The 20,256-nt window shown below is 55.3% G+C and carries 16 protein-coding genes and 1 CRISPR repeat array; of the genes, 8 read left to right on the top strand and 8 right to left on the bottom strand.

Translation table 11 applies throughout. The features are described from left to right. Genes Q3A88_RS03845 through Q3A88_RS03865 form a run of 5 tightly spaced genes read left to right on the top strand, consistent with a single transcriptional unit; the run spans position 1 to position 5,321 of the window. Positions 1-1,107, top strand: coding sequence for a glycoside hydrolase family 105 protein (locus Q3A88_RS03845; RefSeq protein ID WP_039465869.1), 1,107 nt, complete (start codon positions 1-3; stop codon positions 1,105-1,107). Between the two features lie 2 nt (positions 1,108-1,109). Beyond that, a complete protein-coding gene (locus tag Q3A88_RS03850; RefSeq protein ID WP_233990221.1) occupies positions 1,110-2,201 on the top strand; it encodes an ABC transporter ATP-binding protein in 1,092 nt (363 codons plus the stop codon). A gap of 23 nt (positions 2,202-2,224) precedes the next feature. Further along, a complete protein-coding gene (locus Q3A88_RS03855; protein ID WP_010279314.1) occupies positions 2,225-3,223 on the top strand; it encodes a carbohydrate ABC transporter permease in 999 nt (332 codons plus the stop codon). An 8-nt stretch (positions 3,224-3,231) separates the two neighbouring features. Further along, a complete protein-coding gene (locus Q3A88_RS03860; RefSeq protein WP_014916590.1) occupies positions 3,232-4,284 on the top strand; it encodes a carbohydrate ABC transporter permease in 1,053 nt (350 codons plus the stop codon). Further along, the gene (locus tag Q3A88_RS03865) at positions 4,284-5,321 is read left to right on the top strand and encodes a LacI family DNA-binding transcriptional regulator (protein ID WP_094370076.1); all 1,038 of its coding nucleotides are present in this window, start codon (positions 4,284-4,286) and stop codon (positions 5,319-5,321) included. Before Q3A88_RS03860 ends, Q3A88_RS03865 begins: the two co-directional genes overlap by 1 nt. An 86-nt stretch (positions 5,322-5,407) precedes the next feature. Here the strand turns inward: Q3A88_RS03865 and Q3A88_RS03870 are convergent, their stop codons facing one another. Continuing rightward, the gene (locus Q3A88_RS03870) at positions 5,408-5,866 is read right to left on the bottom strand and encodes a GNAT family N-acetyltransferase (protein WP_317177432.1); all 459 of its coding nucleotides are present in this window, start codon (positions 5,864-5,866) and stop codon (positions 5,408-5,410) included. Between the two features lie 232 nt (positions 5,867-6,098). Between Q3A88_RS03870 and Q3A88_RS03875 the strand changes: the two genes are divergently transcribed. Continuing rightward, entirely contained in the window at positions 6,099-6,713 is a 615-nt protein-coding gene (locus tag Q3A88_RS03875) for a hypothetical protein (protein ID WP_233990228.1), read from the top strand. 155 nt (positions 6,714-6,868) lie between these two features. Here the strand turns inward: Q3A88_RS03875 and ssb1 are convergent, their stop codons facing one another. After that, entirely contained in the window at positions 6,869-7,426 is a 558-nt protein-coding gene (gene ssb1 / locus Q3A88_RS03880; RefSeq protein WP_317177433.1) for a single-stranded DNA-binding protein SSB1, read from the bottom strand. A 249-nt stretch (positions 7,427-7,675) separates the two neighbouring features. Here ssb1 and uvrA point away from each other — a divergent pair, with 249 nt between their 5' ends. Together uvrA and Q3A88_RS03890 are read left to right on the top strand one after the other, a co-directional pair. Further along, positions 7,676-10,510, top strand: coding sequence for an excinuclease ABC subunit UvrA (gene uvrA, locus Q3A88_RS03885; protein WP_014916582.1), 2,835 nt, complete (start codon positions 7,676-7,678; stop codon positions 10,508-10,510). A gap of 15 nt (positions 10,511-10,525) precedes the next feature. Continuing rightward, positions 10,526-10,945, top strand: a complete 420-nt coding sequence (locus Q3A88_RS03890) for a secondary thiamine-phosphate synthase enzyme YjbQ (RefSeq protein WP_317177434.1) — start codon at positions 10,526-10,528, stop codon at positions 10,943-10,945. Positions 10,946-11,044: 99 nt separating this feature from the next. After that, a CRISPR array of direct repeats spans positions 11,045-11,492; the repeat unit is 28 nt; unit sequence TTTCTAAGCTGCCTATGCGGCAGTGAAC. Between the two features lie 128 nt (positions 11,493-11,620). Here the strand turns inward: Q3A88_RS03890 and cas6f are convergent. Genes cas6f through cas1f form a run of 6 tightly spaced genes read right to left on the bottom strand, consistent with a single transcriptional unit; the run spans position 11,621 to position 19,769 of the window. Then, entirely contained in the window at positions 11,621-12,175 is a 555-nt protein-coding gene (gene cas6f / locus Q3A88_RS03895) for a type I-F CRISPR-associated endoribonuclease Cas6/Csy4 (RefSeq protein ID WP_317177435.1), read from the bottom strand. A gap of 9 nt (positions 12,176-12,184) precedes the next feature. Further along, positions 12,185-13,195, bottom strand: a complete 1,011-nt coding sequence (gene csy3 / locus Q3A88_RS03900) for a type I-F CRISPR-associated protein Csy3 (protein ID WP_110162530.1) — start codon at positions 13,193-13,195, stop codon at positions 12,185-12,187. 13 nt (positions 13,196-13,208) lie between these two features. Further along, entirely contained in the window at positions 13,209-14,141 is a 933-nt protein-coding gene (gene csy2, locus Q3A88_RS03905) for a type I-F CRISPR-associated protein Csy2 (protein ID WP_110162439.1), read from the bottom strand. Beyond that, a complete protein-coding gene (gene csy1 / locus Q3A88_RS03910; protein WP_317177436.1) occupies positions 14,138-15,472 on the bottom strand; it encodes a type I-F CRISPR-associated protein Csy1 in 1,335 nt (444 codons plus the stop codon). The genes csy2 and csy1 overlap by 4 nt, the downstream gene beginning before the upstream one ends. Before the next feature lie 23 nt (positions 15,473-15,495). Beyond that, on the bottom strand, positions 15,496-18,792 hold the full coding sequence (cas3f, locus tag Q3A88_RS03915) for a type I-F CRISPR-associated helicase Cas3f (protein ID WP_317177437.1): 3,297 nt from the start codon (positions 18,790-18,792) through the stop codon (positions 15,496-15,498). Continuing rightward, on the bottom strand, positions 18,789-19,769 hold the full coding sequence (gene cas1f / locus Q3A88_RS03920) for a type I-F CRISPR-associated endonuclease Cas1f (protein ID WP_317177438.1): 981 nt from the start codon (positions 19,767-19,769) through the stop codon (positions 18,789-18,791). The genes cas3f and cas1f overlap by 4 nt, the downstream gene beginning before the upstream one ends. Positions 19,770-20,256 lie beyond the last annotated feature (487 nt).

A 20,256-nucleotide genomic window follows, 5' to 3' on the forward strand; every position in this document is an offset into this window, starting at 1 on the left:
ATGCAGACAGGTTCACTTAACCGACAACAAACCGAAGCGCTGCTGGCGCAGGTGGCGCGGGCATTTTGCCGCCTGAAAGCAATCGACAGCGTGACGCAGGACGACACGCCGGACGCCGGACTGACGATTCAATTCGAAGAGTGGGATTGGGAAGTCGGCGTCGGGCTGTACGGTTTCTGGAAGCTGGCGCATCTGACGCAGGACGACACCATGCTGACGACGCTGGCGAACTGGTATCAGCAAAAGCTGGATGCCGGGCTGCCGCCGCGTCAGATCAACTCGACGGCGCCGATGCTGGTGCTGGCGTTGCTGTGTCAGGACAAACCGGATGCGCCCGCGCAGTGGCGTGAAACCGTGAGTGACTGGGCGGACTGGCTGCTGCACTCGCTACCGAAAACCGAGGACGGCGGCTTCCAGCACACGGTGAAAGAGCGGCCAAACACCGGGCAATTGTGGGACGACACGCTGTTTATGGCCGGTCTGTTTCTGGTGGTGGCGGGGAAATTGCTCTCCCGCCGCGATCTGATCGAAGAAGCGGAATATCAGCTCGTTACGCATGCGCGCTATCTGGCCGATGTGCGTAGCGGGCTGTGGTATCACGGCTGGACGTTTGTCGGTCGCCATCACTATGCCAATGCATTCTGGGGACGCGGCAACGCCTGGATCACGCTGGTGCTGCCGGAAATGCGAGTGCTGGCGGAGGATCAACTGTCCGCGCCGGTATTGCGCACGCTGGAAGCGATTCTGGAGCAGCAAACGACAACGCTGGCACGTTGCCAGCACGAGTCTGGCCTGTGGCACACGCTGCTGGATGACCCAGATTCGCCGCTGGAGACCTCCGCCAGCGCCGGATTTATCGCCGGGATTCTGACGGCGCGTCGATTGGGCATGCTGCACGATTTCCCGCAGGACGTACTGGAAAAAGGCTATGCCGCCGTGGTGGCGCAGATTGACGCACAGGGCGTGGTACAGGGTGTCTCGGACGGCACAGCGATGGGACACGACTTACAGTTCTATCGCGATATTCCCAATGTCGCCGTGCCTTACGGGCAGGCGCTGGTCATGCTGATGTTATTGGCACAGTTAGATTCTGTTTGCGAGGGCTGACAATGGCGAGTCTTGAACTAAAAAACGTCCACAAAAACTATGGTGCGGTGAACATCATCAAAGGCGTGGACTTAACGATTCATGATGGCGAGTTCATGGTCTTTGTGGGGCCGTCGGGCTGTGGAAAATCCACGCTGCTGCGCATGATTGCCGGGCTGGAAGAGATCAGCAGCGGTGAGCTGTTGATCGACAACCACAAGGTGAACGATCTCACGCCAGCAGAGCGCAAGATTGCGATGGTGTTCCAGTCTTACGCGCTCTATCCGCACCTTTCGGTGCGCAAGAATCTCGCGTTCGGGCTGGAGAACTTGCACTTCCCCAAAGACGAAATCATCCGTCGCATTGATGAAGCCGCCCGCATGCTGGGGCTGGAACCTTATCTGGATCGCCGACCGCGTGCGCTGTCGGGTGGGCAGCAGCAGCGCGTGGCGATTGGTCGTGCGATCGTGCGTGAACCTGACCTGTTCCTGTTTGATGAACCGCTTTCCAATCTGGATGCCAAGCTGCGCGTGCAGACGCGCGGCGAGCTGTCTCGCCTGCATCAGAAACTGCGCACCACCATGATTTATGTGACTCACGATCAGGTGGAAGCGATGACGATGGCGCAGCGCATTGTGGTACTGAACGCCGGTCGCATCGAGCAGGTTGGCACGCCGCTGGAACTGTTCAATCGGCCGAAAAATAAATTTGTCGCCGGCTTCATTGGTTCACCGCGCATGAATATGTTTCCGGCGCAGATCGTCGCCACCTGCGCGGACGGCGTTGAGGTGCAGTGCCCGTCCGGCAATCGTCTGGTGCTGCCGTTTATCGGCACCGTCGGGCAGAACGTCACACTCGGCATTCGTCCTTCACACTGTGAGCTGGTTGAGGACGGCGAGGGCATGGCGCTGTGCGTCGATCGCTGCGAGATGATGGGGCATGAAACCTTTATCTACGGGCGAATGGGCGGTATTGACGATGAGATGATCGTCCATCTGGCGCAGCACCGTGAGTTCGCCGCAGGTGAATCGGTGTTCGTCCGCTTCCCGCCGACGTATTGCCATCTGTTCGACGGCAAAACGGATGACACATTGCCGCGCTGTACCGAGCACTAATTATCGCGACGGGAGAGGACGACATGAAAAAAATTGCCTTACTGCCCGCAGGATCGCTGATCGACAAGCTGGTCACGCCAGTGGAAAAAGCGGTGAATCTGCTACAAAAACTCGGTGGCCGCAAAGTGATGCCGTGGTTTTTTATCGCGCCGAATATGCTGCTGTTCGCCGTTTTTGTCTTTATTCCGATTCTGCTGGCGGTGTGCTACGCCTTTACCGGCGGCACCAATATCCTGCTGTGGGAACGCCCTTACGTCGGCGTGGATAACTTTTCCACGCTGCTGAGCTGCGGCAACTACGCCGAGCCATCCACCTGTGAACAGGATCTGTTCTGGACGGGCGTCTACAACACGGTGTCGTTTACCTTTTTCAACGTGCTCTGCACGCTGCTGGTGGCGCTGGTAACGGCGCTGATCCTCAACCGCAAGATTATCGCCCGTGGCTTTTTCCGCGCCATGTTCTTCTATCCGGTGCTGCTGTCGCCGGTGGTGGTGGGCCTGATCTGGCAGTGGTTCCTTAACCGCAACGGCCTGCTGAATCTGGTGCTGTCGTCGCTGGGCGGGCAGCCGATTACCTTCCTGCTCGACCCGACGCTATCGCGTTTCTGGGTGGTGTTTGTCTCCGTCTGGTTTCACGTCGGGTTTTATACCCTGATCCTGCTGGCCGGATTGCAGGCGATCCCGCGTGATATCTACGAGGCGGCGGCGGTGGACGGCACCTCGCGCTGGCGTGGTTTTTATCGCCTGACGCTGCCGCTGCTGGCACCGAACATTCTGGTGGTGGTGATTCTGCTGACCATCAACAGCGTGCAGATTTTCGATGAAGCCTGGGTGCTCACCAACGGCGGCGGCCCCGGTACGGCCAACAGCTTTATCGTGCAGTACATCTACCAGACGGCCTTTTCGTCAAACGCGTCGCTCTACGGGCTGGCTTCGGCGGCCTCGGTGTTGATGGGCGTGGTATTGATGATCCTGACGGCGTTACAGTTCCTGCTGACGCGTCGGCTGGAAGGGAAAAAATAACGGGAGCCATGATGAAAATAATCGCATTTCTCACCCGTACCCGTCACCCGGGGCGCATTCACATCACGGATATCATGAGCTGGGTTTGGCTGGTGGTGGGTACGCTGCTGGTGATGATTCCGGTGATGTGGGCGGCGATGTCGTCGTTCAAAACGCCCGCAGAGATCAACCGTTTTCCGCCCAGCTTTCTGCCGCAGGCGGCGGATACTATCACGTTGCCGGAGTACCCGAAGCCGCTGGAGCTGTGGCAGGTTAAGCAGGAAGACGGCGAAGCGAAAACTATGGCACTGGTCAGGCGCATCGGCCTGATTGCACAGCTGGTGAACCCGGATGCGCCAAGTGAGGTGGTGCGTGTATCGACGAAAGATCTGGTGCCAATGAAGGCCTTACATTTGGAGACGGAGAACTACACAACGCCGATAACGAAGTTCCACTTTGCCACCTACCTGAAGAACACCGTGTTCGTGACGGTGATGGCGACGCTGCTGACCCTGTTGCTCAGTTCGATGGCGGCGTTTGCGCTGTCGAAATACGAATTTCGCGGGCGCGGTACGGTGCTGACGCTGTTTCTCTCCACGATGATGATTCCGCTGTCGGTGGTGATGGTGCCGACGTTCCTGGTGGTGATTGGCCTGAACATGGGCGATAACCTGTGGGGCGTGATTATTCCCACGGTGGCGACGCCGACCGGCGTATTCCTGCTGCGGCAATATATGTTGACGATCCCCGATGAGCTGATCGAAGCCGCGCGCATCGATGCCGCCAGCGAGTTCCGTATTTACTGGAAGATCATCCTGCCGCTGACCGCACCTGCGCTGGCGGTGCTGGCGATCTTCTCGGTGATCTGGCGCTGGAATGACTTCCTCTGGCCGCTGATCGTCCTCTCCAGTCAGGATAATTTTACGCTGCAAATCGGTCTGAACGCGTTTCAGGGGCAGTTCTCGGTGCAGTGGCACTATATACTGGCGATGACGATGCTCTCGCTTCTGCCGGTGACGGCGGTGTTCGTCTTCCTGCAAAAATACATCACGACGGGGATTGCCAACACGGGGATGAAATAATGGCGACACTCAAGGATATTGCCGACCGCGCGGGGGTTTCTATTAGCACGGTTTCGCGCGCGCTGAACGGGACGGCACCGATCAGCGCCAAAGTCAGGCAGCACATCATGGCGATTGCCACCGAGCAGGGCTATCCGTTGCATAAAGTGGCCAAAGCGACTGTCGCGCAGACGGAACCGCTGCGCCACATTCTGCTGGCGACGCCGCGCAACCTGATGCTGGAGAGCGAGTACAATCTGGTGTCGCTGACGCTGATTAACGCCCTGAAAACGCTCTGCCTGCAACGCAACATCCAACTGCGTCCGTTTCTGGGGGAGCACGACACCATTAACGAACAGCAGTTATTGCGCGAGCTTCAGGGCGGAAAAGAGAGCGGCATTCTGATTGTGAATGACGATCACCCGACGCTGCTGAACGCCGTGGCGGAAAGCGGGATTCCGGCGGTGCTGATCAACGGTGAAGATCCCTCAATGCGCCTGAGCAGCGTCACGCCCGCCAACCACTACGCGGCGGCGGCGGGAGTGCGTTACCTGATCGAACAAGGGCATACGCGGATCCTGCATCTGACCTGGACGTCGCGCATGACGATCAAACAGCGCGAGCGCGGCTATCGGGATGCGCTCATGCAGGCGGGGATTGCGGTGGATGAGGATCTGATCCTCTCGCTGCCGGATTTCCATCCGCGTACGGCGCGTGACGCGCTGCTGCGCTGGCTGACGGCTAACCCCGACAGATTGGGTGTTACCGCGATTTTCTGCGCCGCGGATAATCAGGCCATTGGTGTGATTGATGCGCTATATCAGCACGGGCTACGAGTGCCGGAGGACATATCGGTGATGGGGATGGACGACATCCTGCCGTTCGACATGCTGCCGGTTTCACTCACCACGGTGCATTTGCCGTTTGAGACCATCGCCCGCGCGGCGCTACAGCTGCTGGCGCAGCAAATGACGCCTGCACAGGCGCTGGGTATTGCCCAGCGCACCGAGCTAGCCGGGCAGGTGGTGGTCAGAGAATCGGTACGGCGGGTGGAGTAGGCGGGGTGTTATTTACAGGGAAGTTTCACTCCGCATAAGCACTATAGTTTCTGCATAAGTACTATATTTCTGCATAAATACTATAATTAAAGCGGCATTCTATATTCGATAACACCCGGTTTTTCCGCTACCCAATCATAAAGCCGCTGAGCTGTTTTATTGGTTTCCTGAGTATGCCAATACAGCCGATCGCAGTTTTTTTCTTGTGCCTTTTCTCTCACGTATTCAATCAGTTTTTTGCCAACGTTTTTACCGCGAGCGGTGGGATCAACGAAAAGATCTTCTAAGTAACAATAAGAGTTTACTCCCCATGTGGAATCGTGAAAAACAAAGTGCGCGAAGCCCACAATGTCTAATCCTTCTCTCGCTACCGCGCAATACACAGGGATATCGGCTTTAAAAAAGCGGCTCCAGGTGACTTCCGTGACCTCATCGGAAAGCTGCACCTTATAGAATTCCTGATAACGCTTCCAATAGGGCAGCCACTGCTCGTGATCTTCTGGCTCAACGGAATTAACAATAATTTCTTGGTCTCTATTCATCATTTTACTCTCATATTTTCGTGGATAGGTGATGGCAATCAGGCTGATATTTACCGGAATAAAATAGCAATCAAATAGATGGATATGCCCCTCCACTTATTGAAATGGAACCAGACCAATTCGTTACGATCTAAACTGACATAGGCTGTGGATGAAGTAGGCTAAAGTGGCAGGTTCATTCATGCTGTGCTCAAATCTCTTATCATGCGGGTTTTTTGTATCTAAGGAGGGAGTGATGGATATTCAACAGAGAAACACTGGCGAACATCAAACGGTTATCAACAATGAATCCGGTGTCGTCCACGTTAATCATCACCATGGGCAATACACCAATCTGGCGGGTGAAAATACGGTGCGTGTCTATAAGGAAATATCACGTGCAGAACAGGGTAAGTTCATCGTCAGCTTTGTGGCTGTTTGTTTATTACCGGGGTTGAGTCTTGTCGCGGATTTTATGCAGATTCATCCTGCGATCAACTTGCCGCTGTGGGCGTATGTCGCCGCATTCGGGGTGATATTTGGCGTGGTGGTGGTGGGATATTATGACAATCTCCGTATTTTGGTCTCTGGCGCGCCGAATAAAGAGGAATGTAAACAGCTTTATGCCGATAGGTTATTTAGCAGAACCGAGGCTGGCTATATTGTATTTACCCACACGACAGCGTGTATTTATCCAGACTGCTGCGGAAACATCGTGATTTCGACACCTCCAGAGCGATACAACGGGGAATACTCTTTTTTCGGTAAATGCAGCCTTGCTGGCAGGCAGCACTCGTACGGTATCGACTATAACTTCAAAGCGTATCCCATAAAAGTGGACTGGCGGCCGATGCCCAAGTCGAATCAATAGCGCTGTGGTCGATAGGGTTTATCATTTCCACAAACGTGCGGTTTGTGGCCTGAATTGCCATCCCTTGTTTCTTTATTCGCGTTTAACATCGTAAAAAAACCCCGAACGTTCGGGGTCTTAGATAGGGTTTCTAAACAATCAACTCTACGTTCAACTTAGAACGGAATGTCGTCGTCGAAATCCATTGGCGGTTCGTTGCTTTGTGCCGGAGCATGGTTTGTAGAGGAATGGTTCTGTGCCGGACGCTGTTGAGATTGCGCGCCGCCGCTGAACTGGTTGCCGCCCTGCGGCTGCTGAGGTTGACCCCAGCCGCCTTGTTGCTGACTGCCACCTGCGTTACCGCCTGCTGGTGCGCCGCCGCCCTGGCGTCCACCCAGCATCTGCATGGTGCCGCCGACGTTAACGACGACTTCGGTGGTGTAGCGCTCTACGCCAGCCTGATCGGCCCATTTACGGGTTTGCAGTGCGCCTTCGATGTAAACCTGAGAGCCTTTGCGCAGGTATTCGCCCGCGACTTCTGCCAGTTTGCCGAACAGCACGACACGGTGCCATTCGGTCTTCTCTTTCTGCTCACCGGTTTGCTTGTCACGCCAGCTTTCCGACGTAGCCAGCGTGATGTTGGCAACTGCACCACCATTCGGCATATAGCGGACTTCCGGGTCTTGACCCAGATTCCCGACAAGAATCACTTTATTAACGCCTCTGCTGGCCATGCTCGTCTCCTGATGAATCGGTAGATTTATTTTCTAAGTCTAAACGATCAATCTTACCATGGGAAAACTCTCTGTCATACCTGCGAAATGGCTTCAGAAATGAAAGTGAGATTTGCAGCGTTTGCAAAGTAAACGGGTTTAATACTGGATATCCATTCAGTTTTTTTTGTGCCATAATTGCTCGTTTCGTACCGGTTCTCTCCCTTCGAGAGGCGATGACAAACCGTTTTTATTCCGGGAAATGTGTGAATGGATAAGATCGAAGTTCGTGGTGCTCGTACCCATAATCTCAAGAATATCAACCTGATAATCCCTCGTGACAAGCTGATCGTAATCACCGGTTTGTCGGGCTCGGGTAAGTCATCGCTGGCGTTTGACACGCTGTATGCCGAAGGGCAGCGGCGCTATGTGGAATCTCTCTCCGCCTACGCCCGTCAGTTTTTGTCGCTGATGGAAAAACCGGACGTCGATCATATAGAAGGGCTGTCGCCCGCCATCTCTATCGAACAGAAATCCACCTCGCATAACCCGCGTTCCACGGTCGGGACGATTACCGAAATTCATGACTACCTGCGTTTGCTGTTTGCTCGCGTGGGTGAACCGCGCTGCCCGGAGCACGATGTGCCGCTGGATGCGCAGACGGTCAGCCAGATGGTGGACAACGTGCTGGCGCAGCCGGAAGGTAAGCGCCTGATGCTGCTGGCACCGATTGTGAAAGATCGCAAAGGCGAGCACAGCAAGACGCTGGAAAACCTGGCCTCACAGGGCTATATCCGCGCCCGTATCGACGGCGAAGTGTGCGATCTGTCCGATCCGCCGAAGCTGGAATTACAGAAAAAGCACACCATCGAAGTCGTCGTTGACCGGTTTAAAGTGCGCGAAGATTTGGCGCAGCGGCTGGCAGAGTCGTTTGAAACCGCGCTGGATCTGTCCGGCGGTAGTGTGGTGGTGGCGGATATGGACGACCCGACGCAGCCTGAACTGCTGTTCTCGGCGAACTTTGCCTGTCCGGTGTGTGGCTACAGCATGCACGAACTGGAACCGCGTATGTTCTCGTTCAACAATCCGGCGGGCGCGTGCCCAAGCTGTGATGGTCTGGGTGTGCAGCAATTCTTCGATCCGTCCCGCGTGGTGCAAAATGCCGAGCTGTCGCTGGCGGGGGGTGCGATTCGCGGCTGGGATCGCCGTAACTTCTACTATTTCCAGATGCTGCGCTCACTGGCGGAGCATTACAAATTTGACGTCGATGCCCCATTTGAAAGCCTGAGTGCCGCGGTGCAGAAAGTGATTCTGTACGGCTCCGGTAAAGAGAACGTCGAATTCAAATATATCAACGATCGCGGCGACACCTCGGTGCGTCGTCATCCGTTTGAAGGCGTGCTGCACAACATGGAGCGCCGCTATAAAGAGACGGAATCCACAGCGGTGCGCGAAGAGCTGGCGAAATTCATCAGCAACCGCTCCTGTGCCAGCTGCGGCGGAACGCGCCTGCGTGAAGAAGCGCGTAACGTGTTCGTTGAACAGACGACATTGCCGCAGATTTCCGATATGAGCATCGGCCATGCGATGACGTTTTTCCAGAATATGAAGCTCAGCGGGCAACGCGCCCAAATCGCCGAGAAGGTGCTGAAAGAGATTGGCGATCGGCTGAAGTTTCTGGTGAATGTCGGGCTGAACTATTTGTCGCTCTCCCGTTCGGCGGAAACGCTGTCCGGCGGCGAGGCGCAGCGTATTCGTCTGGCGAGCCAGATCGGTGCCGGACTGGTTGGCGTGATGTACGTACTGGATGAGCCGTCCATCGGCCTGCATCAGCGTGACAACGAGCGTCTGCTGGAAACCCTGATTCACCTGCGTAATCTGGGCAATACCGTCATTGTGGTGGAACATGATGAAGATGCGATTCGTGCCGCCGACCATGTGATTGATATCGGCCCCGGTGCGGGTGTGCACGGCGGCCAGATTGTCGCAGAAGGCACGATGGAAGAGATCATGGCGGTGCCGGATTCGCTGACGGGGCAGTTCCTCAGCGGTAAACGCAAGATCGAAATCCCGAAACAGCGCGTGCCTGCGGATCCCACTAAAGTGCTAAAGCTGATTGGCGCCAAGGGCAATAACCTGAAAGATGTCACGCTGACGCTGCCGGTTGGGTTATTTACCTGCATCACCGGTGTGTCGGGATCGGGTAAATCGACCCTCATCAACGATACCTTGTTCCCGCTGGCGCAGCGTCAGTTGAACGGCGCGACGCTGGCGGAACCTGCCGCTCACCGTGAGATTCAGGGGCTGGAGCATTTCGATAAGGTGATCGATATCGATCAAAGCCCGATTGGCCGTACGCCGCGCTCCAATCCGGCAACCTACACCGGAATTTTCACGCCGATTCGTGAACTGTTTGCCGGCGTGCCGGAAGCGCGTACTCGTGGTTACAACCCCGGCCGTTTCAGCTTTAACGTGCGCGGTGGACGCTGCGAAGCCTGTCAGGGCGACGGCGTAATTAAGGTCGAAATGCACTTCCTGCCGGATGTTTATGTGCCGTGCGACCAGTGCAAAGGCAAGCGCTACAACCGCGAAACGCTGGAAATTCAATACAAAGGCAAAGGCATTCATGAAGTGCTGGATATGACCATCGAAGAAGCGCGAGGGTTCTTTGATGCCATTCCGGCGCTGGCGCGGAAGCTGCAAACGCTGATCGACGTCGGCCTGTCCTACATTCGCCTTGGGCAGTCGGCCACCACGTTGTCCGGTGGGGAAGCGCAGCGTGTGAAACTGTCGCGCGAGTTGTCAAAACGCGGAACCGGACAGACGCTGTATATTCTCGACGAACCTACGACCGGCCTGCACTTTGCCGATATTCAGCAGCTTCTTACCGTTCTGCATCAGCTGCGCGATCAAGGTAATACCATCGTGGTGATTGAGCACAATCTGGATGTCATTAAAACGGCTGACTGGATTGTCGATTTAGGGCCAGAAGGCGGCAGCGGCGGCGGAGAAATTTTGGTCTCCGGCACGCCGGAAACGGTGGCAGAGTGCGAACAGTCCCACACTGCACGCTTCCTGCGGCCGATTCTGGCACGCGAAGCCTGATAGCAGGGGGCGGCGATGTGGATGCAATATGAAATCCGCCTGAAGCCGAAAGCCAGAGGCTTCCATCTGGTGACTGACGAAATACTGGCGCAGGTTACTGGACTGCGCCAGATAAACGTCGGGCTGATGCAGGTGTTCATCAAACACACCTCGGCGGCGCTAACGATTAACGAGAATGCCGACCCCACGGTGCGGCAGGATTTCGAGAGCTTTTTTAATCGCTTAGTGCCGGAGGATGAGCCGTACTACCGCCATACATATGAAGGTAGCGACGACATGCCCGCGCACCTAAAAGGTAGTCTGCTGGGCAACAGTCTAACGATTCCCATCACCAACGGACGCCTGAACATCGGCACCTGGCAGGGCATCTACCTGTGCGAGCACCGCAACCACGGCGGTAGCCGCTCGCTGGTGGTCACCCTCAGCGGGGAATAGTCCTCAAGAATGCGTCGCGCCAGCGACGCATTCCGATAATCGCTGAACTGCCTGCACGGCAGTGAACTTCGCCCGTTCTGCTGCTAACTGCTGCTCAAGTTTCTAAGCTGCCTATGCGGCAGTGAACTCGAGGTCACGGCGTCGTTTGTCTGGAGCGTTTTTCTAAGCTGCCTATGCGGCAGTGAACACTGCCTGTAGGGACTGCAACGGTACGGGCCGTTTCTAAGCTGCCTATGCGGCAGTGAACTGGTATGGTTAAGCATGGCTCGCGAGGTGTACTTTCTAAGCTGCCTATGCGGCAGTGAACGATCACGCGTTAGCACAGCCTGAAATTTGGCGTTTCTAAGCTGCCTATGCGGCAGTGAACGCGATAACGCATTCGACGATGCTGTAGTTGGCTTTCTAAGCTGCCTATGCGGCAGTGAACCCATTGCTACTGTGCTCATCCAGTGGCATGAATTTCTAAGCTGCCTATGCGGCAGTGAACCCACCCCTGTCTGTAGTGCCGGATGAGATGCCTTTCTAAGCTGCCTATGCGGCAGTGAACCGTTAAGTTTTTACGCTAACCAACAGATTGTTAAAGAGAATATTCATTTTATCGCGAAAAACCCTTTTTACTAGGGCGACCAACTGCAATTAAAAATCAATGATTTGCAGCTGGTCGCCAAAAAAGGGTCAGAACCAAGGGACGGTGGCTTCTGCGCTTAGGCCGTAGGAGGAAAAGCATCCGGCGATAGGAGCATCTTGTAACGGGCCATGTTCCACAAACACGAAAAACATCTGCCCGTTGGACAAGCTCTTGATTTGCACAAACGGCAGGGCGCTGCGTTTTTCCACCGCGTCGGGAATGCGTGCTGCGGCTTCCGCTTCCGTCAGCCAGCCTTTGTTCACCGAGCGTCGACGCAACCGTTCTGCGCTGCTCTTGAGCTGAACGCGGCGCACGGTGCGAAATTTCACGCCGTTGGGTACGGCTTTACACTCAGAAATCAATGTGTAATCCCGCAATCCTTTCAGCCAGGCCGTTTGATCCAGCGTAGAGAGCGCCTCTTTTGTACCGTGCAGCCGCAAACATTCCCCCAGCGTTTTACCCACTTGGGGAAAGCTGATCCCAATCTTGCCATCCGCCACCTGTCCGAGTGCTCGGTGCAGTTTGGCAAACAGCGCGTTCAAGAGCTGCGAAGCCGTGAACTCAGGGTCGGGCTGGACGCGAATATCAATGTAGTGATCCATACCGCCACCTTATTCGCCTTTTTCACCAAACACGCCGCCGCGAATCAGCGTGGCAATCACGTAATGCTGCTGCTCCGGTGCAGGAACATCCCCTTTAATCACCCAGTTATCCAGCAGCGTGTAAAAATCCATCTTCTCCTTGGGTTGGCGGTAGGCTTTACCCCGGCTGGTGACGGAACCGTAGGGTTCGACGGCAATCGGGCCCGCTTCATCCGCCGCCGGATACCAGTCATCAACGGTGCGTAGCGCGTTACCGATTTTCTGCGAGTGAATCGCGGCGACGTCATTCACCTGATAGAGAATCTTGCTCTTGCCGTTACGCGCTTTTTCATCGAGCACCAGTTCCTGAGACGGGAAGACTTCCTGCCCGTTGCCTAACTGCACATAGGCTTCCACGGTAAAAAGCACCGATGAGTCGCCAGCCAACCCTTGCTCAATCGCCTGTGCCAGTGCTGCAAGGTCACCGGTTGGTTGGCTGAACTCACGCAGCGAATAGTCTTCGCCGTTAAATTCCCAACGCAGTTCGCCTGTGGTAACGACCACCCGAATGGCTTCCGCCCCGACGCGGTTGCGCCACAGAAAACGGCCGTTCGCGATATTTTCCGCATAGCGTGCCGCCAGTGTGCCAAAACCCTGATCCTGAGCGTATCCGGTGATGATGTTACCCAGCGCGGTTTGGTAATCCTGATCGTTACAGACCGAGGGCTGCGCCAGATTACCGAGCACCCGCAGGGTAAACACGACTTTCAGGGTATCGGCTCCGAAGGGAAGGGCGGCAACGTCTACGGTTTGCAGGTTAGCTTTCTGAATTTCTGCATCCAGCTTGGCGGGGTCGCTGGTGAGGGCATTTTTCAGGCGGTTGGAGATCGTCCCGCGCACCGATTTCTCCTGAATGGCAATCGGCGTCCAGTTATCCTGCTGCGCCCAGTTGCCTGCGTACATTACCGCGTCCGAATTCGCCAGCTTGCGTTCAAAAGCCAGTACTGACGCAGTTTTTAAACTTGTTGGTGCTTTTGCCATGATATCGTCCTTTTTAGTCATCGAATTCGTAGGAAGTGTCTTCTGCTGCTGAATGGGTGTCTGCTAATTGGCGGCAGTGATAATCGCCGTTCTGATAGTCGTACTCCCAGAGTATCTGGCGGATATCACTGATGCGATGCGCGCCTTGCCATTCCCCGATGCCGTAGGCGGCTTCGGCAAAACAGAATGGCGTGTGCGGATCGCGGGTTTTATCGACTTCGCCGGGGGCATAAAGCGGCGAAATGGCGCGGTAGCCGATCATTAACGGGATCAGAAAGCCGCCACCACCGGGTTTGGGCTGGTACTGCCACTGTACATTGCTCCCGTTGGGATCACGCTCTGCCCGCATTTTTAACGCGGCGAAATCCAGCCAGGCATCAATCAGTTCCGCTTGCGGATTGTCCTGCTGTAGCGTTTGGAAATGGTCATGCAGCAGTGATGTGCGATCTTTTAGTACAAAGCCAGGTAACAAACGGCGCATAACTTTACGAGTTTCCGCTTCGTCGCTGGGTAATGACTGGATGGTGACGCGTTCGATATCAACAATGGTGCCGCCCGCCAGTCGCTGGCACTGTGCCTGCTGGGTGAGGAAATCACACAATGCCGTGGTATCCGCCGGAATCTGCCCCTCACAGCGGATTAACAGCGAGACGGTCATATGCATGCGGCCTTCTTCATTGAAAGCAGCGGTTTTCGCTTCTTTGGTCAATGGATTGCGGGTCAGGGCAAAACTCCGTTCCCAGCTAGAACCGTAGGCGTGTAGCTGATGTTGATGGCTCACCACGCCGCAGCCGTCCAGCGTTAGCCCGTGGCTGGTTTGTAACTTGCGTGACAGCGCATGGGTAAAGCCGAGAAAGTGCGTAATAGCGGGGAAGCCATAGGTCAACCCGGCAATGGCGTTGGCATTTTCGACTTTGATACGCCGCAGGATAAGTAATGTGCTCATGCCAGATCCTCTTTCAGTGCGCTTTCCATTTCACGCATCCGGCGTTTGAACAGCGCGGCGGTAGACCATTCGCGGCGTTCGACTTCGCCGAAGATCAACTCTTCATGCTTGAGCCGACGGTTCAGCCAGCGGCCAAAATCGTAGGCCACTGCCTTTTGCCAGTCTCCTGCTTCACGCTCGCGGCGGAAAACCGTATCCGTTTCTGCACGATAAGGATCGAGCCACAGCTGCTGGGCGCGTTTCAGTTCAGACTCTGCGCTCCAGCCGGAGGGCAGGTTTTGCACGCTGGAGATATAAAAGAAGAGCTGATCGATCAACTGGTCGAGATAACGCAGGCGCTGTTGACGAATGTCACGATTGTTTTCCACCTCTTTGACGCTAAGCAGAAAGCGCTGCATCTGCGCTAAGGTCGCTCGGGTGTGATAGTCCACCTCGCCGCGTGGACGGAAAATGCATTCATGCTGCTGCGGCGGTTTTTCAACGCTGTTCCACTGTGGCGGTGCGCTACTGAGCAAATAGGAACGGCCGCTGCGGCTGCTATTGAGTGAAGAAATATTTTGCGGCTTGGTGCCGCCCATATTCTGTACCGCCAGATAGGGGTAGCTGATGGAGAGTTGGTCGTGCCACTGATTCGCTTTTTGCGCCTGACGAATCGCTTTGGCTTCCTCACCAAAGCGCACGGCATTAATCCGCTGGTGGAGCGCTTGCGCCAGCGATGAGGAGTACAGCGGGCTTAACAGATGGTATTCACCGTTTTTTAGTGGGAAATAGATCTGTTTGGCTAGCTTATGTGAGCTGGGCTGGCGATCGGTGAAGACCTGCTGAAACCCCGCCAGCCACTGTGCGAGCTGTTCCGGGTTTTCTGCCAGTTTTTCTAATGCACGGTGATCGTCACGCTGTAGGGCCGCGACCAGCGAATCCCCGTCGTGCTCAGTCTGGAGCAGTTTGGCGACATCGAGGGCGGCGGCGTTTCCCACGGCATCGATAGCGGGTTGTGCCAGTGTTGAGGTCGAAAGCGTTTTGGCATCTGCTACCGTTCCGGTGCTAAAGACGCTGGTGCCTTTGGCATCGCTGTGGGTAAATTTCAGCGCGTGGGTGACCAGACTGATTTGTCCGGCGCGGCTGGCGGCATCGGTTAACCACGCGCGAACCTCATGTTTTTGCTCTATCTCTCGCCGCTTCTCGGCCAGCTCCAATTCCTCTGCGGCTAACGCTTCACCGCTGAGCGCCGCACGTTTCTTCTCCGCTTCTTTATCGAATGCATCCAGCTTGGTTTGCTTTCGGGCGCTGATGTAGGACACGATGAACTGTGTCAGTCTGCTTTCTTCCATTCCTCCTCCTATTGTTATTCTTGTCACTGTCCGAACACCCCCAGCAGTGGGTGCCAGAGCCAGTCTTTTTCCTCGTCTTCCCGCAGGCGAATTTCGCCGAAGCGGGCGCTAACCCGTTTGAGTTCCCACTGTTTCTCGTCCGCCAGCCGCTGGTATAAGGCGTGGTAATCGGGATCGACCCACGCACAAACGCCTTCAGCCATGTGCAGTGACGTGGGGCGGATCACATCGCTTTGCTTCCATTTACTGGGGCCGTCGTCAGGTATCATGAAAACGGCATCTTCATCGTCATCGGCGATCCACAGGGTATACGGTTCATCTCTGTCGGATTTTCGAAAGGGCGTGCGCCGCTGCAATTCACCGTTCCAGTGCGGATGTGCGCGCCACCAGAAGGCGGCGGGCGGGCGTTTCAGGCCATCGAGCTTTTGATTTGTGAGGCCAAGCAGCGTTTTTCCTAAAACAGCATGTTCTAACGCCACCAGTGAAAACGGTTTGGTGAGAGTCGCCGGTTGCACAATGCGCGGTGCGGCGTTGAGATGACGGTAGTCCTCCTCCTGTAATAGCTGACGAAGGTCGTGCGTATCCAGCCGTTCGTCTTTTGACTCAAAGCCGGGTTTACAGTACGCGATATCTTCCCCTCTCAGCGCGCGAATATTGTGGCTAAGTAGGCAGATATTGGGGGTTTTAGGCACATGTTGTTCATCCTGCCGGTGGCGCAATATGCGTCCGGCGAGTTGGATGAATGAACGCATTGAGCTGGGCTCGACAATCGCCCAATCGTAGTCGTGGTCACGACCCACTTCGGCGACCGAGGTCGCTAACACTACAAAGATATGATGCTGCTGTGGCGCGTTTTCTATTGCCTGACGAATCTCCTCCACCTGCCATAGTGCATCGGCGTCGTTGCGCATCAGCGCGGCATCGAGCCGTTGCTCAATATAGGAACGCATCGCCAGCGGATGTTGGCTGTGATAAATGCAGTAGTGAATACAGGTATCCGGCGGTGAGGGGACGGCAAGCAACTGGCGGGCGACGGCAACCAACGGGTCGATGTTTGCCATTCTGACCAGCCCCAGCGAGACGGTTTTTCCGCTCTTATGCTGTTGGTGATGCTGTGAATGTAAATCGCGTATCAGTGGGTGGATCGCTTGTGCGACGGCAAGATGAACATCATCTTTATTTTTACTGGGGCTGCTGACGGGCACAATGGAAGCTAGCCGGAGCGGGAGTTCCTCTTTGGTAAGATGCTTCAGCCTCTGCTGAACGAACGCATCGTGCCTGGTTATGAAGCCTTTCACATCGCCGTACTGCTCATGCTGACAATCAAATTCATCAAACCAGCCGCAGCACACGCTCAAGGGTGTATTCGGTGTGCCGTAAGCCTGTTGCCAGGCAGCACGTCCATCAAGATAGGCACCGAACAACGCGCGAATTAACGCGGGTGGCAACGTGGCCGAGGAAAGTAGAACACGCGATCCCAGCATGCCTGCCCAGTTCACCAGTCGGCAGAGCGCGGGAAGATCTTCCAGCCCAAAATCATCCGGTTCATCGAGTACCAGATCGGAGGTCAATAGCCGTAGCATCGGGGCAATCTGGTGGCCGCCGCGCAGACTTTCTGTGGCGGGCATCAGGTGATCGATGGTGGTGATCAGCACCGGTGCACTCAGTAATTGATGCAAGGTTGGGCTGCGTTCCAGCCACGTCTTTAACCTGCCATCGTCCAGCGAGCCATCGTAACGAACATACTGATGTTCAGAGAACAACGGGTCGGCGGATTCACTGCCCGTCTGCGCGGTGTTTTGTTGGCGCGTCTCATTTTCCAACTGCATTTCATGGAGATCTTGCACGGCCTGTGAGCCAATCAGTACCGCTAGGTCGTCTTCATCCAGCTTTAAGCGCTGCCGTAGCGCATCACCCGTTTGTAGCGTCAGCGTGCGTAGCCCTAGCGCGACAGAAAAGCGACAACCGAGTGCTTCATCCGACAAGCCATACATAATTCGGGCGTTAGCGAAGGTTTTTCCCCGGCCTGTCGAGGCCATGTTGACGCCGAAAAAACCATGTTGCTTGCTGGATTCCCGAATGGAACAGGCGAGATCGAATGCGCGATCCTGCCAGCGAAAGCGCGGGTGCGTGCTGCGCTGACGAAATCCTTTGTGGCGAGTAATTGCGGGTAGCGTATCGCGCAGGTTCGGCAGGCTGCGCCCCAGCAGCAGAGCATTTTGCCCGACGCCGACGCAGTGTTCGTCCAGCCTCTGTTTATATTCCCCCGTTTTGCGATCGGTGTTAGCCCAGACTGAATAAGCCATATCCTGCCAGCCAACCGTTGCCGCGCCTGCTGAATAATGGTGGTCAGCCAGCATGAGTGCGAGACGCGCCAGATGCACGGTCAGCCGTTGATCTAACTGAGCGAAATGCATGAATGAGGGGAGTTTTAGCGCTCGACCTGCAAACTTGCGCGCCTTCTCACGCCAGACGCTGCTGAGTAGCGGCGTGCCATGCGGAAACTGCCACACCTGTGCCAGATTGGCTGGCGTGACATCGAGCTTGCAATGATTGAGAGCATTCCATTGTGCCGAGAGATGGTCGGTTAACCATGTTTCTGCATAGTCGAGCTGGGGTTCACTGCTGTTGGGTGCAAGCTCTGCCGATTTGTTGAACACAGGCAGCCGATGGTGTGAAACAATCAGCCAGGCGATAACCTGCGCCAGCGGCGGCAAAGTGCGAAATGGACTGCCAGTGGGCGCTTGCTTATCCCGCTGTAAGGCTGCCAGTAGGGTTGTTTCTGCCTCTGGAGTCACTGTGCTGAGCGCGGTTAACCAGCCTTTGTCGTCTTGCTCCCCCACGAAGGCCTGAAACAGCCGCAGCGATACCCATTCATGCCGATACGGTTGGCTGCGTGGGCCTGTACCGCTCAACCCCGTCTGGAATAGCGCATTGGCCTTGCCGACATCGTGAAATAACCCAGCAATAGCGGCCAGCAGGCTAAACACCTCGGCGCTGTGCCACGGGTTTTCATCTTTCGAGCGCAGAATATCGCGGCTGGTGGTGTTGGTCGGCACGCTCCCTTGTGCATTAAAACGCCGTAAATTACCGACGATCCACAGCAGTTCGGTATGATTCGCGCTGCGAACCCAGTGACAGGCGACAGCCGTGTTACGACGCGCCGTTTTGCGCAGCAGCTTGCGTAGCGTGTTCAGCCCTTCCTGCGTGATGGCGGTTTGCCACGTGCGCTCGCCCTTGCGTTCGGCAAACTGATCCAGTATCCGGCGGGTTTCGACCAGCGCGCGCTTATTGCATTCTGAAATCAGCAGAATGTTCATCGCCCCACCTGACTTAGCTTGCTGGCGACATCCTGCAAGCTGCCGATCATCACATCCAGCGCCTCAGATTGTTGGAATGCGGTCAGGCAGCGCTGACGAAATTCTTGCTCATCTTCGCCTTCCATCGCGGCAATAAACGCTTGTGGCAGCACGAGTGCGTCCTTAATTAAATCGGCGACGTCGAATACCAGCCCGCCACGGCGAGTTTTACCGTGCAACACGGCTAACCCGTGCGGTAGGCCCAGCACCCATGTCGCGACGGCGGCCAGCCCATAAGCGAGATAATTACCGTGGTCGAGAAAGCGGTTAGCCAGATCGGTGCCACCGCCGCGTTTGGCGCGGGTAAAGTCGCCATAGCTCACGGCATTGGCGGCCAATTTGTACAGGGCTTTGGTCATCATCGCTTCCTGCACCAGCACGTCATTGCTGGTGCAGCAGTCGGCTAGCCCTTTTTCATAGCGATCGAGAAGCGCCTGAAGATGGTCGGCTTTAAAAGTAAAGCGGGATTCGCGGGACAGACGCGAGCCCAGCCAGTGCTGACGAATTTGTGTTATTCGCACCTGTTGGAAAGCGATGGCGGCAGCCAGCCTTTTCTCATCATCGAACCAAAAGCTGACCCAGTCCTGCAAATACTCGGTTGGCCGATATTCGCTCTGTGGCGATAGCCAGGATACCGCGACTTCCGCCTCGTTGGCTGCAAACAGCGGAGTACCACCGCCGCCACAAAAACCGATCATGACGCCCGCTCTGGCAAATTCCCGCATCGCTGCCTGTGTGACGGAGGTGCCGGTTCCCAACATCACCACGCTGGTATTGGCGATGGGAATATTCCAGTACAGAGACTGGTTTCCTTCCTCCGTGACATATTCGACACGGCCACCGTTAACGAGAATGCGGCAATGCTGGAGATAATAAACATTGGCGCGTTTGGAATGCAGAATGGTTTTTAAGTCCGAAGGGCTAAAGGCGTTATCCATAATGTATTTTCTGCCGTAATCGATAATAGCTGTGACGCCAGCGGAATGAGTCGCAGGCTAACTATTTGATAAAGAAAAAATATAATTTTCAGAAAACTAACGAAAATCAGATTATCACAAATATTCAGAAAAAATGGTGGCTGCAAAAAATATGACCCAAACACAGACCCTTTTTATTTGGCCTATTTCACAGGCTTAACAATCAATGAGTTACAGATGAGCTGAAAAAAAGGGTTTTTGCAGGGAAAACGGCAATTGCTACTAATAAAACAAACCGTTAGAGTGATCGGGCTACAGTTCACTGCCGTATAGGCAGCTTAGAAAGTTCAACGATGCTGCGTAAGCTGAATGCTGGCGTTCACTGCCGTATAGGCAGCTTAGAAATTATCGACAACCATTACAAAATCATCGGCGCAGTTCACTGCCGTATAGGCAGCTTAGAAACCTGAGTTCCGGGCGGTAGTAGAACGCTCAAGGTTCACTGCCG

The sequence above is a fragment of the Pectobacterium sp. HCp5_1 genome, from assembly GCF_032905925.1.
GTDB classification, from domain to species: Bacteria; Pseudomonadota; Gammaproteobacteria; order Enterobacterales; family Enterobacteriaceae; genus Pectobacterium; species Pectobacterium brasiliense_A.

Coding starts and splice junctions, on each gene's coding strand:
- Q3A88_RS03845 (WP_039465869.1), top strand. CDS start 1: ATGCAGACAGGTTCACTTAACCGACAACAAACCGAAGCGCTGCTGGCG.
- Q3A88_RS03850 (WP_233990221.1), top strand. CDS start 1,110: ATGGCGAGTCTTGAACTAAAAAACGTCCACAAAAACTATGGTGCGGTG.
- Q3A88_RS03855 (WP_010279314.1), top strand. CDS start 2,225: ATGAAAAAAATTGCCTTACTGCCCGCAGGATCGCTGATCGACAAGCTG.
- Q3A88_RS03860 (WP_014916590.1), top strand. CDS start 3,232: ATGATGAAAATAATCGCATTTCTCACCCGTACCCGTCACCCGGGGCGC.
- Q3A88_RS03865 (WP_094370076.1), top strand. CDS start 4,284: ATGGCGACACTCAAGGATATTGCCGACCGCGCGGGGGTTTCTATTAGC.
- Q3A88_RS03870 (WP_317177432.1), bottom strand. CDS start 5,866: ATGATGAATAGAGACCAAGAAATTATTGTTAATTCCGTTGAGCCAGAA.
- Q3A88_RS03875 (WP_233990228.1), top strand. CDS start 6,099: ATGGATATTCAACAGAGAAACACTGGCGAACATCAAACGGTTATCAAC.
- ssb1 (WP_317177433.1), bottom strand. CDS start 7,426: ATGGCCAGCAGAGGCGTTAATAAAGTGATTCTTGTCGGGAATCTGGGT.
- uvrA (WP_014916582.1), top strand. CDS start 7,676: ATGGATAAGATCGAAGTTCGTGGTGCTCGTACCCATAATCTCAAGAAT.
- Q3A88_RS03890 (WP_317177434.1), top strand. CDS start 10,526: ATGTGGATGCAATATGAAATCCGCCTGAAGCCGAAAGCCAGAGGCTTC.
- cas6f (WP_317177435.1), bottom strand. CDS start 12,175: ATGGATCACTACATTGATATTCGCGTCCAGCCCGACCCTGAGTTCACG.
- csy3 (WP_110162530.1), bottom strand. CDS start 13,195: ATGGCAAAAGCACCAACAAGTTTAAAAACTGCGTCAGTACTGGCTTTT.
- csy2 (WP_110162439.1), bottom strand. CDS start 14,141: ATGAGCACATTACTTATCCTGCGGCGTATCAAAGTCGAAAATGCCAAC.
- csy1 (WP_317177436.1), bottom strand. CDS start 15,472: ATGGAAGAAAGCAGACTGACACAGTTCATCGTGTCCTACATCAGCGCC.
- cas3f (WP_317177437.1), bottom strand. CDS start 18,792: ATGAACATTCTGCTGATTTCAGAATGCAATAAGCGCGCGCTGGTCGAA.
- cas1f (WP_317177438.1), bottom strand. CDS start 19,769: ATGGATAACGCCTTTAGCCCTTCGGACTTAAAAACCATTCTGCATTCC.